The 12,163-nt window shown below is 62.6% G+C and carries 9 protein-coding genes and 1 pseudogene; 4 read left to right on the forward strand and 6 right to left on the reverse strand.

Going from position 1 to position 12,163, the window contains the following annotated elements:
• The 5 genes and pseudogenes from ACSQ76_RS01165 to ACSQ76_RS01185 all read right to left on the reverse strand — a co-directional run bounded on the left by ACSQ76_RS01165 (position 1) and on the right by ACSQ76_RS01185 (position 7,232).
• On the reverse strand, positions 1-1,533 hold the full coding sequence (locus tag ACSQ76_RS01165) for a glucan biosynthesis protein (RefSeq protein WP_306128709.1): 1,533 nt from the start codon (positions 1,531-1,533) through the stop codon (positions 1-3).
• Positions 1,530-2,840: an OpgC family protein gene (locus tag ACSQ76_RS01170; RefSeq protein WP_437155132.1), complete on the reverse strand. Its 1,311-nt coding sequence runs from the start codon at positions 2,838-2,840 to the stop codon at positions 1,530-1,532. The genes ACSQ76_RS01165 and ACSQ76_RS01170 overlap by 4 nt, the downstream gene beginning before the upstream one ends.
• 42 nt (positions 2,841-2,882) lie before the next feature.
• Positions 2,883-4,250 (reverse strand): tetratricopeptide repeat protein, encoded by a 1,368-nt coding sequence (locus tag ACSQ76_RS01175; RefSeq protein WP_437155133.1) that lies wholly within the window; start codon positions 4,248-4,250, stop codon positions 2,883-2,885.
• Positions 4,251-4,485: 235 nt separating this feature from the next.
• Positions 4,486-6,108: a thiamine pyrophosphate-binding protein gene (locus ACSQ76_RS01180; RefSeq protein ID WP_437155134.1), complete on the reverse strand. Its 1,623-nt coding sequence runs from the start codon at positions 6,106-6,108 to the stop codon at positions 4,486-4,488.
• Between the two features lie 168 nt (positions 6,109-6,276).
• A pseudogene (locus ACSQ76_RS01185) lies at positions 6,277-7,232 on the reverse strand (HpcH/HpaI aldolase/citrate lyase family protein).
• 144 nt (positions 7,233-7,376) lie between these two features.
• Here ACSQ76_RS01185 and ACSQ76_RS01190 point away from each other — a divergent pair.
• The 4 genes from ACSQ76_RS01190 (at position 7,377) to ACSQ76_RS01205 (ending at position 11,672) form a co-directional block, all read left to right on the forward strand.
• Complete coding sequence (locus ACSQ76_RS01190; RefSeq protein WP_437155135.1) at positions 7,377-8,663, forward strand: MFS transporter; 1,287 nt, start codon at positions 7,377-7,379, stop codon at positions 8,661-8,663.
• 104 nt (positions 8,664-8,767) lie between these two features.
• A complete protein-coding gene (gene dgcN / locus ACSQ76_RS01195) occupies positions 8,768-9,769 on the forward strand; it encodes an N-acetyltransferase DgcN (RefSeq protein ID WP_437155136.1) in 1,002 nt (333 codons plus the stop codon).
• A 77-nt stretch (positions 9,770-9,846) separates the two neighbouring features.
• Positions 9,847-10,812 carry an N-acetyl-D-Glu racemase DgcA gene (gene dgcA / locus ACSQ76_RS01200; protein ID WP_437155137.1) on the forward strand — a complete coding sequence of 322 codons (966 nt, stop codon included), beginning with the start codon at positions 9,847-9,849 and terminating at the stop codon, positions 10,810-10,812.
• 2 nt (positions 10,813-10,814) lie between these two features.
• Positions 10,815-11,672, forward strand: a complete 858-nt coding sequence (locus ACSQ76_RS01205; RefSeq protein ID WP_437155138.1) for a D-amino-acid transaminase — start codon at positions 10,815-10,817, stop codon at positions 11,670-11,672.
• Between the two features lie 173 nt (positions 11,673-11,845).
• Here ACSQ76_RS01205 and ACSQ76_RS01210 read toward each other — a convergent pair whose 3' ends face one another.
• Complete coding sequence (locus ACSQ76_RS01210; RefSeq protein WP_306128700.1) at positions 11,846-12,160, reverse strand: DUF1244 domain-containing protein; 315 nt, start codon at positions 12,158-12,160, stop codon at positions 11,846-11,848.
• Between the last annotated feature and the right edge of the window lie 3 nt (positions 12,161-12,163).

Genomic DNA, 12,163 nt, shown 5'->3' on the forward strand with positions numbered 1-12,163 from the left:
TCATGCTGTCCACCTGTAAAGCCATACTTCGGACGCGTCCTGTCCGTCCTTGCGCAGTTGCGCGCGCAGTTCGACATGCCCGCGTTCGCCGGGGTCGAAATTGAACGCCAGTCTCAGTCCGCCCGTGGCCGGGTTGCGTTGCAGGACGCCATCGCTGACCTCGACATGTGGCGAGTGGATGTGCATGTCGATCTCGTCCGGTCCGTCATCGAAGAGCGGGCTATCCTCGAAATCGATCACGACGACCCGACCTTCGCCAAAGGCCCGTTTGCCCATCGCAGTGTTCAGCACGCGGGGCACGTCACGCTGCACCGGCGCCTCTGCTGCCCAGGTCAGCCGGTACGATAGGTCAACCTGTTGACCCGCCGGCATGGGGTCTGCCGGTCGCCAATAGGCGACGATATTGTCGTAGATCTCTTCCCGGGTCGGAATCTCGACCAGTGTCACCGCGCCTCGGCCCCAGTCCCCCTTGGGTTCCACCCAAAGTCCGGGGCGGTTGTGATAAAGCGCCTCTAGATCGGCGAAATCGGAGAGCTTCCGGGCGCGCTGCATCAGCCCGAAACCGCGCGGATTGGTGTCGACGAAGCTGGACACCTGAAGCTGGCTGGGGTTGGCCAGCGGACGCCAGATCACCTCGCCGTTGCCATTCAGCATCAGCAAGCCGTCATTGTCGTGTACGGCTGGCCGGAAGTCGTCGAACTGGTTGCGGTTGGTTTGATCGAAAAGGAACATGGAGGTCAATGGCCCCAAGCCCACGTGGTCCAACTCGACCCGCGGAAACAGGGTTGCCTCGACCTCCATCACGCTGGCTGGCCCGGGGGCGATGTCAAAGCGGTAGGCCCCGGTCACGCTGGGGCTGTCCATTAGGGCGTGCACGACCATGTTAGCCTGATCGGGCCCCGGAGCCTCGAGCCAGAACTCGATGAACTCCGGAAATTCCTCGCCCTCGGGATCGGCGGTTCTAAGCGCCAGCCCCCGCCCGGACAACCCGTAGGTTTGGCCGATCCCGATCGCCCGGAAATAGCTGGCGCCCTGGAAGACGCAGAATTCGGTCTTGTATTCCGGATGCCCCAGATCGGTGCGCAGGCGGATGCCGGAGAATCCCAGACTTTCGGCGGTCTTGGTCAGATCCGGGACAAGGTCGCCCTTGTCGAACATGGCAAGATCGAAAGGCACGGGGCGCACGGTGCCGTCCTCGACCGCGGACACCTTGGTGGCGCGGGGAAAATAAAGCCCCGGCGCGAAGAAATCTATGTTGTAGGAACGGTCGGTGTCTGCCCAGAGCGCATGCTCAATCGGAAATCGGATATCGCGATACTGGTCGTAACTCAGCGCGCGCCAGTCCTCGGGTACCGTATCACGCGGCGTGAAATCGCTGCGAGACAAGGCGCGGGCTTTCTCGACGATCATGTCGCGGCTGAAGGCAAGCGGGCCGTCGGTTGCGGCGGCAAGGCGCGGCAACGCGGACGAAAGCGCCGACGCCGCAACCCCGCCGAGAAGACCGCGGCGCGAAAGAGAGATGGCGTGGCTCATGCTGCAGCCCTCGCAGGTTTGCGCGGTTTCCATGGGGTGGATTTGAACCAGGCCGCCGTGTACGCGCAGGCGACAAGCAGGGCGAAGCCGCACAGGTTGATGAAAGCATTGGTCCAGGGGTCACGTACAAGGTCGTCACCGACCAAGGTCGAGGTTTCATCCAGCCAGACCCCGAGGAACCGCGCCAGCAGCATCGAGAAGACGAACACGGCAAGCGACTGCTGTCCAACCTTCATGATGATGTTGTTGACCACCCACGACCATGTTTGGCCGATCTTCAGGTTGCTGCCGCCCTCGCCCACTGCAACCCAGGCCAGATACCCGAGCGCCAGCAGGTGAAGGTATCGAAAGAGGCCGAATTCCGTCTTGTTGCGAAGCACGCCCATGTCGCCATAGGTTTCGCGTTGCCACTCGCGGATGCCGGTCCACCATTCCGGCTGCCAGTCATAGGAACGCATGCCGACTGACGAAAAGATGAAAGCGAACAGTACATAGGCCACCGCAACTCCGATCAGAAATCGGTTGACCGGCGGCCGCGGCAGCCAGCCGATCATCAGCGCGAAGCCCGTGAAGAAACACAGCTGCCAGCCGAACGGGTTGAAGAACCACGGGCGGGTGTCCTGTCCCTCGGGAAACCAGAACTGCGCGGGCAGTTGCAGAGGCGTGACGTCGGCGCTTCCGAAAAGCTCCATTATCTCGACATTGGCGGTGCACCAGATCAGAACGCTGGCCCCCAGTGCGACCATCGGGTGAATACGCGAAAGCGCCATCATCAGGGGGATCATCGCAAGGATGACAAGGTACATGGGCAGGATGTCGAAATAGTTAGGGACGTACGTCAACGTCATCAGGCCGATAAGGTTTCCCTCGATGTTGTCGAGGAACGGCGGCAGGTTCAGTTGGCTGACATAATCGCGCAGCGTGAAGCCTAGATAGGGCAGCGCCAACATGCAGGTCAGAACCACGAAGAAAAGGCCGATATGCGCCCAGTAGACCTGCCAGACCCGAAAAGCGATACGGGCCGAGCCGATGGCCAGTCCCTTGGTCTGAAAAAGCTTGCCGAACGCGATGGCCGAGGCCATGCCGGAGCAAAACACGAACATCTCGGTTGCGTCGGAGAACCCCCACCGCGCCGGAATCCACTTGGTCCACAGATTGCCTGGCGTATGGGCGAGAAGGATAATGAACATCGCGATGCCGCGGAAGAAATCCAGCCGTGGGTCGCGAAGCGTGGCGACGGGCGTTGCACTTACGGCCGGCGCCTCGACGGTCTTCTGGTAGTCGGATGATGGCGAAATTGTCGCCATGGCGTTCGTCTTTCTATTCAGTATCCGGGAATCGAGTTTGATCTATTCGGCCGGCAGTGAGGTTGCATCGTACCCGCCACGCCCCGACGCGATCAGCGCACGGCGGGCTGCGGTATATCCGTCTTCGCGCCCCGCACGCTTGGACTGTCGATCATCTAGTATTGCTTCGGCCTGATCCAAGTACCCGGCGCGGATTCCGGCGTCGATTGTTATGCGCTCGAACACGTCGCGCTGCGCGTGGCTGCCACCTGCGCGCTGCATCCCGGCACGGGCCCGGGCAAGGTTGGCGAAGGCGGTGTCATAGCGCGCTTCGCCGAACGCCTCGAGACCCTGCGCCGCGGCGACGCCGGGGTCGCTCATCCGGCTGCCCATCTCGCAGTTCGACTTGGCATCCTGCGCGATCCGTTGCAGCAGCCGGTTGGTAGCGCCGGGTCTCTTGTCGCCGGTCAGTGCCATGAGATAATGCAGGTCAGCGAAGATCAGGCAGCCATCCTCGGTCCGGTTGGCGCAAATCTCGGACAGTTCCTCCCAACGGTTACCGACATTTATACCCTCCAGTTCCAGCCGCATCAGCAGCGAGGTCGCGTTCGAGATGTCGCGGTAATCGTCGGTCTGTTCGCTGCGGATCTGGGTGTCGTACAGGTTCAGGACAGCATCCGCTTGCCCAAGATCGAGATGCATCAGCGCCTTGTGCCACCAGACGTGATACCGGAAATTGTTGCAATGCGCCCAGGCGTCCTCGCGTCCAGTTAGCCACTCCAGGCCTTTCGCGGCATTCGCCGTCATGTCGTGGACGTGGGCAACCGCGTGCAGGCCCCACGCATCGTCAGGAGACAGCCACAGCGCCTGGCGCCCGGCGATCTCGGCCTTCTCAAATTCCCGAGTTTCCTCCAGCGCGAAGGCATGACACCCCAGAAGATACCCCCGTGCCGCATGGTCGTGGCCATAGGCCGGAAGAATCCTTTCGACAGAGCGGCGCATTCCGCTCGCGTCGCCCAAGACAAAGCGCAGCGCGTGATCGAGTTTCATCGCAAGAGCGTCCTGCGGATGGCCGTCAAGGATCTCTTCGAAGTGCGCCACTGCACCGCTCGGGCTTCCGTCCAGCCAGACCCCGAGCGCATCGACGTAACTTCGTTCGCGGGGCGTCGCGCCGCTGTTCTTGAGTGCTCTACGCGCGGTGATATGGGCCTCCCGCGCTGTCTGCATAAGCTCACGGCGTCCCAGCAGGACGTAAAACATCCCCTTGACCGCATGCCCGAGCGCAAAGTCGGGCTCGATCTCCAGAACTTCGCCAAGAAGTTTGGGCGTGACCGCAGCATGCGCTAAAAAGCCCAGCATCGTCTTGTTCCACGCGTCAACGGCATTGTCCCGGGACAGGCTTATGGGCTGGTCGAATATATCGAATTTCATGAACTCTTCCGTAACTGACGCGGGTCCAGCCCGCTGAACCTGTTTAACAAACAGTTAGGGCAGGCATGTAACCGTATCGTTCGCGCTAACGTATTGGTGAAGCTTCGTGTATGGAGTCTGGGGCACGGCTGCGAAAAATCGCCTAAAAATCATGACGCTCGGCGGAATTACCCCGATACGGGTAGGGATTCGCCGTTTTTTTGGGCGAATGTTACAAGGTCAGCCGACGTTGGGGTCAAATCCGGCCGTCATACCCGCCCGGTTCGATTTCGGCTGCGATCACCGTGAACGTTTTACAGTTCATAGCCTCTTTCAGGGCCTCGCGGAGTTCGGGTCGGCTGCGCACCGTGTGGCCGGCTCCGCCAAAGGCCCGGCCCATCGCCGCGAAATCATGCCGGGCGAAATCGACGCCCCGGTTCGCCATCTGCCGCTGGCGCTGCTTGAGTTCGATCAGCGCAAGGCTGGCATCGACGAAGACGAGGAAGATTGGTGTCAGGCCCAGTTCCGCCGCCGTGGCCAGTTCGCCGACGACCATCAGGAAACCGGCATCGCCGGAAAAGCCGATCACCGGACGGTCCGGCTCGGCGATCTTCAGGCCCATGGCCAGAGGTACCGCACACCCCATGGTGCAAAGCGCAGACGACTGGACAAGGCCGCGGGGTTCGGTGCAGCGCCACATCTGGCTGATCATTATGCGGTGCGCCCCGCTGTCGGCGGTGGCAAGCGTGGTGTCGGGCATTACGGCACGGGTTTCCGCGATGACCCCTGCGGGCCCCCACCTATCCGACGCCGGAAAGGCTTCTAAAAGAGCGTTTTGCGTTCGGGCGGGGGCACCATCTGCCCAGGTTTCAGCCACCGGCGTGTTCCGAGCCAGCATCTCGAGCGTTTCACCACAATGCCCGACGAAGTTCAGCGTCGCCTGGTGCATGTAATGCGTGTTCGGCACAGCGGCGATGTCGATCACCGTCTGTCGGGCCGGATCGACAGCATTGCGCCAGCCCGTGCGCATCTCGATCGGGTCATAGCCGATGCAAAGGACAAGGTCCGCCTGCGCGACCAAGGGAAGCAGATGCGTGTCGGCCAAGGGCGACAGGCCGGCGGCGCCGAGGCATAGCGGATGGTCTTCCGGCAGCACGCCCTTCGCCTTGTAGGTCGTGATCATGGGGATGCCGAATTGTTCGAGAAAGGCCCTCAGGACTGTCTGGGACTCTTCCTGCAGCACGTCCAGCCCGACAATGGCGATGGGACGGGTGGCGTCGGCCAAAGCCTTGCGCGCGCGCGCCGCGTCGGCGCCGCTGGGCGCAAACCGAGATGCGGTTGGCCGTAGGGGGCGGGATATATCGCTGGCCACGGGCGCATCCGCGACGGTGATCGGGACGTCTATCAACACCGGACCGCAGCGCGGCTCCGTCGCGATCGACACCGCCTTGTCCGCAATGATGCCGGCTCCAGCCGCGGTCAGTTGGAATGTCGCCTTGGTGATCGGGGCGAACACGGCGCGGTGGTCGAGGACCTGATGTGTATAGGTCAGCGCCTCGTCCGCGTCGACACAACCGCTCAGCACGATCATCGGAACACGGTCCTGCTCGGCGTTGGCGACGACGTTGGCGCAGTTCATGGCGCCGGGCCCGACGGTGGCGACAAGAATCGCCGGCGCCCCATCACGGTGGTGAACGCCCTCGGCGATGAAGCCGCCTGCATTCTCGTGCTTGATCAGCGTAAACCTGATGCCCGCGGCCTCCAACGCATCGACGATGGTCAACACTTCGCCGCCCGGCATACCGAAGGCGTGGCGACAGCCCGCCCGGTATAGACGCTGGGCAAGGATGTCGGCGGCACGCAGTGGCGGTGTGGTCATTGTCTGTCCCTGAGGCATTTATCCTGCCCCGAACCCTAGCCGCAGTTTCAAAGTGTTGTCCCGTGCCATTTGCACAACCGTATTCACGGCTGCGTCAGAACCCGGAAACTGCAAATCAAAACGGCCCCCAGACGCGCCGGGGGCCGTTCCGTGCCAAGCGGCCCCGGTTCAGTCTTCGATCATTTCCGCCGACTTGACGATGACCTCGGCTTGCTTGATCGAGGCGATGTCGATCAAACGGCCCTTGTATGTGGTCGCGCCCAGGCCCTTTTTCTTGGCTTCTTCCATCGCTTCAAGGATCTCGCGCGCCTCGGTCACGGCTTCCTCGGTCGGCGTGAAAATCTCGTTGCAGGCCTCGACCTGGCTGGGGTGGATCGCCCATTTCCCGACCATGCCTTGCGTCAGCACGCGCAGCGCCTGCGCGCGAAAGCCTTCGGGGTCGGAGAAATCGCCAAACGGGCCGTCGACCGGCAACAGGCCATGGGTGCGGCAGCAGGCGACGATCTTGGCCGTGGCCCAGTGCCACGGATCGACCCAGTAGTTCTCGCCCTTGCGGTGCATGTAGTAGTTTTCCTGCGTGCCTCCGATGCCGGTGGTCTGCATGCCCATGTAGGCGGCGAAGTCGGCCGCGCCGAGGCTCATCGCCTCCATCCGGGGGCTGCCTTGCGCGATATCCTCGACATGGCAGATGCCCATCGCGGTTTCGATGATGCATTCGAACGCGATGCGTTTCTTGTGACCCTTGGCAAGCTCGATGGAACTGACCAGCGCGTCGACAGCGTAGATGTCATCACCCGAGCCCGCCTTGGGGATCATGATCATGTCGAGACGGCCGTTGGTCTGTTCCAGCAGGTCGACCACGTCACGGTACCAGTACTGGGTATCAAGGCCGTTGATGCGTACGCTGAGGGTCTTTTTGCCCCAGTCGATGTCGTTGATCGCCTCGATGGCGTTCTTTCGCGCCTGGTCCTTGTCCGACGGCGCCACGGCATCCTCGAGATCGAGGTTGATGACGTCAGCCTTAGAGGCGGCCATCTTCTCGAACAGGCTGGTATTGGATGCCGGGCCAAAAAGTTGGCAACGGTTGGGCCGCGCGGGCGCGGGGGTTGCGGGCGGAAACTCATATTGTGATCCTTTGGTCAGATTGTTGCGAATCCACGTCGCTGACCAGCTATAAAATTGCGCGGGAAATGGCAAGCAGATGACAACGACCTGCATGCGTCGCAAACGCGCGTTCGTGCAGCGACGCGGCTGCTACCTTGGGCCGCATGAGACGCGCACTTCTTGAAAACTGGGCCCTTTTCCTGGGCATGATGATGTTGATGGTGGCCAACGGGTTGTTGGTGACACTGCTGACGATCCGCGGCGCCGCAATCGGGTTTTCCGACTTCTCCATCGCGCTGATGCAGGCTTGCTATCCTTTGGGTGCCCTGGCCGGGACGGTCCTTACGCCAAGGCTGATCGAGAAGGTCGGGCATATTCGAGTCTTCTCGGCACTGGCGTCGATGGTGTCGGTGGCGGCGATCGCGCATTTGCTGACCAGCGACCCGGTCAGCTGGAGCGTCATGCGCCTGTTGGCGGGGTTCTGTTTTCCGGGGCTTTACGTGATTACCGAAAGCTGGCTGAACGCCAAGGCCGAGAACCGGCTACGGGCGCAGATCCTTTCAGTCTATTTCATCATCCAGACCGCAGGGCCGGCGTTGGGCACCGCGATGGTCGGCCTGCCGGACCCGACGGGCAACATGTTGTTCGGGCTGGCCTCGATCCTGTTGTCGGTGGGGATCGTACCTCTGCTCTTGTCGAACAACCGCGCGCCCGACTACACCGCGCCCGAGCGGATGCCGGTGGCACGTCTCTATCGTGTGTCGCCGATGGCGGTGCTGGGCATCGTGATCATGGGAGCGGGCGTCGTCTCGTGGTTTATCGCGTTGCCGCTTTACGCCCTGCGCAGCGGGTTCTCCGAGGCGCAGGCGTCGGGGGCGCTGGTCGTGGCCATGATCGCAGCGGCGGCGGTGCAGTACCCCGTGGGCTGGGTCGCCGACCATGTGGATCGACGGTTCGTGGTGATGGGGCTGGCGCTGCTGTCAGGCGCGGCGGCGTTCTGGATGATAGTGGATACGTCGCCTTCGCGGCTGGTTCTGGGGTTTTCGATCATCGCGGCGGTGTCCTTGCCCGTCTATTCCGTACTGGCGGCCCACGCCAACGACCACCTCAGCCCCGGCCAGATCGTGGCGGCCAGTGGCACCATGGCCTTCCTGCTGCAACTGGGACAGTTCGGCGGGATGTTGCTGGGGCCCAACCTTGTTTCGATGCTGGACGGGAGGGGGCTGCAGGCTTTCATCTGCGCGACAAGCCTTGTGGTGGCCGGCATTGCCGTCGCACGGCGTGTCACTTCCGAGCCGCCGGACGAAACGGGAACGGTGCAGGCCATGGGCGTTCTCGGTGTGCCGCAGCCCGGGCTGTTGCAAGCCGAGGCGCTGTCGGAAGAGATGGAGGAGCGCGCGGGAGAGGCCGAAGTGGCGGCGCAAGAATCTGCTAAAAATTTCGCAGGATGACAGAGAATCTTTCCGCGCTATCGTCATTGGTGGCCAATTTGGTATGACATGCACCGCCATTCAGCGCACGATTGTGCAAACCTGATTCCGGAAAGGATTGCGAGATGATCGAGACCCCATACCTGCTTTTTCTCGGCGATGCGCCTGACATGCTGGCGGCCAAGGTGGCCATCGGCATTCGGGACTGGCGACCGGAATACGCACTGGGGCAGATAAGGCTGCCGGGATGCGGGGCCGACCTTGGCCTGACAGACATGACGCTGGGTGAGGCGCGCGAGGCGGGGGCCAAGACGCTGGTGATCGGCGTGGCGAACCGGGGCGGCGTGATCTCGGAGAAATGGAAGGAAGTGCTGCTGGAGGCGCTCGGCATGGGCTATGACATCGCGTCGGGCCTGCACAACTTGCTGAAGCACGAGGAGGACCTTGTGGCAGCGGCTGAGGCGCATGGACGCACGCTGCATGACGTGCGGGTGCCCTCGGTGCGCTATCCGATCGCGGATGGCAAGAAACGCAGCGGCAAACGTTGTCTTGCCGTCGGCACCGATTGTTCGGTCGGCAAGATGTACACGGCGATGGCGATGGAGCGGGACATGCAGGAGCGCGGCATGAAGGCCACGTTCCGCGCCACCGGGCAGACGGGTATCCTGATCACGGGCGACGGCGTGCCGCTGGACGCGGTGATTGCCGATTTCATGGCCGGGTCGATCGAGTACCTGACGCCGGACAATGACGACGATCACTGGGACCTGATCGAGGGGCAGGGGAGCCTGTTTCACGTGTCCTATTCCGGGGTAACGATGGCCTTGATCCATGGCGGTCAGCCCGATGCGCTGATTCTGTGCCACGAGCCGACGCGCACGCATATGCGGGGCCTGCCGGATTACAGCCTGCCCAGCCTTCAGACGCTGCGGGACACCGCGCTGCCGCTGGCGCAGGTCGCCAACCCGGAGTGTCGCGTTGTCGGCATTTCGGTGAACACCCAGCACATGAGCGAGGGTGACGCCAAGGCGTACCTGTCCAAGGTCGAGGACGAGATGGGCCTGCCCGCGACGGACCCGTATCGCTTTGGCGCGGCCAAGCTGGTGGACGCGCTGGAAGCTTTCTGATCCAACCGTCCTGGCTGGTGGCGTCTGGCGGATGCCTCCGGCGGGGATATTTCTGGCCAGAGGAAGGGCCCGGATTCATGCATATTTCCGTGACGCGCGATGTCTTCCGGCTGGCGCAGGTGTTCACCATCAGCCGAGGTTCGCGCACCGAAGCGAAGGTTCTGACCGTGCGCGTGACCCAAGACGGCGTCACCGGGTGGGGCGAATGCGTGCCCTATGCGCGGTATGACGAGACGCTGGACAGCGTGACGGCGCAGATCGAGAGCCTGCCCGAGGAAGTTTCCCGCGAAAAGCTTTACGATTTGTTACCCGCGGGTGCGGCGCGGAACGCGGTGGATTGCGCGCTGTGGGATTTGCAGGCGAAACAGGCCGGAACGCGGGTGTGGGACCTGGCCGGATTGCCTGCGCCGGGGCCCGAGATCACGGCCTATACGCTATCGCTGGACGACCCCGAAAAGATGCAGGAGCAGGCGGCGAAGAATGCGCATCGCCCGCTATTGAAGATCAAGCTGGGCACGCCCGATGACATGCCGCGTCTGGAGGCGGTGCGCGTGGGCGCACCGGGTGCCAAGATTATCGTCGACGCCAATGAAGGCTGGAGTGCCGAGGTCTATGCCGACCTTGCGCCGCATCTGGTACGCTTGGGCGTGGCACTGGTGGAACAGCCCTTGCCGGCGGCGGAGGATGAAGCGCTGCTGGGCGTGGAGCGGCCTGTGCCGGTTTGCGCGGATGAGAGTTGTCACGACCGTGCCAGCCTGCCCAATCTGAAGGGCAAGTACGACATGGTGAACATCAAGTTGGACAAGACCGGCGGGTTGACCGAGGCACTGGCGCTGCGCGAGGCTGCTCTGGCCGAAGGGTATGACGTGATGGTGGGTTGCATGATCGGCTCGAGCCTTGCGATGGCGCCCGCGGTTCTGGTGGCGCAGGGTGCGACGGTGACCGACCTTGACGGGCCGCTGTTGTTGGCGGAAGACCGGGACGAACCTTTGATTTTCGACGCGGCCGGGGTGCATCCGCCCACCGCAAAACTATGGGGATGACGATGCGGACCGTGTATGTGAATGGCGATTACCTGCCTGAGACCGAAGCGAAAATCTCGATCTTCGACAGGGCGTTCCTGATGGGGGACGGGGTGTACGAGGTGACCAGCGTGCTGGGCGGCAAGCTGATCGATTTCGAAGGGCACAATCGCCGGCTGGAACGGTCGCTGAACGAGCTGGACATGCCGCACCCGGCGGTGATGGGCGACCTGCTGGAGATCCACCGCGAGCTGGTGCGGGTGAACGAGATCGAGGATGGCCTTGTCTACTTGCAAGTCACGCGGGGCGCGCCGGGGGACCGGGATTTCGTTTTCCCGGATCCGGACACGCCGCCGACCGTGGTGCTGTTCACCCAGTCGATGCCGGACCTCGCGAACCGGCCGGCGGCCAAAACAGGTATCAAAATCATCAGCATAGAGGATATGCGCTGGGGCCGTCGCGACATCAAGACAACACAGTTGCTGTATCCGTCGATGGGCAAGATGATGGCCAAGAAAGCGGGCTGCGACGATGCCTGGATGGTCCAGGACGGGTTCGTGACCGAGGGCACGTCGAACAACGCCTATATCGTCAAGGACGGCAAGATCATCACCCGGGCGCTGTCGAACGACATCCTGCACGGGATCACCCGCGCCGCCGTACTGCGCTTTGCCGAAGAGGCGCAAATGCAGGTGGAAGAACGGAATTTCAGCGTCGCGGAGGCCAGAGAAGCGGATGAGGCGTTCGTGACATCGGCCAGCGCCTTCGTGATGCCGGTGGTCGAGATCGACGGGACCCGTCTGGGCGACGGAACGCCGGGGGCGGTCGCGACGCGGCTGCGGGAAATCTACATCGAGGAAAGCCGGAAAGTCGCGGTCTGAGCGAATCGAAGGTCAACGCGGCCCGATTCTGCCGAAAACGCGACGTCGGTATCGCGTCGGTATTTGAGTGGTATGACGTCGGTGCGAGTTTCCTGGGTTGGCCGGGTTAACAGGGCGCGCGCTCGTCAGCCTGCACGGGCGGCCTCATGTGGGTTTTACGCCATCCTGCGCCGTCAGCTTTTCGGACCGACATTCTCGGCGAAGGACTTGTCGAAGGCCTGCTTCTTGTCGTCCGACGCGTCGGTCTGGTAGTTGGCCTTCCACTCGTCCATCGTCATGCCGTAGAAAATCTCGCGGGCCTCGTCCTTGGTCATGTCGATGCCGCGCGCGTTCGCGGCCTCCTGGTACCAGCGGCTGAGGCAATTGCGGCAAAAGCCGGCGAGGTTCATCATGTCGATGTTCTGCACATCGGTGCGCTTTTCCATCAGGTGCTCGCGCAGGGTGCGGAACGCGGCGGCCTCGAGTTCGATGCGGGTCTGGTCGTCCATTTT

Source organism: Roseovarius sp. B08 (assembly GCF_051417955.1).
Taxonomy (GTDB): domain Bacteria; phylum Pseudomonadota; class Alphaproteobacteria; order Rhodobacterales; family Rhodobacteraceae; genus Roseovarius.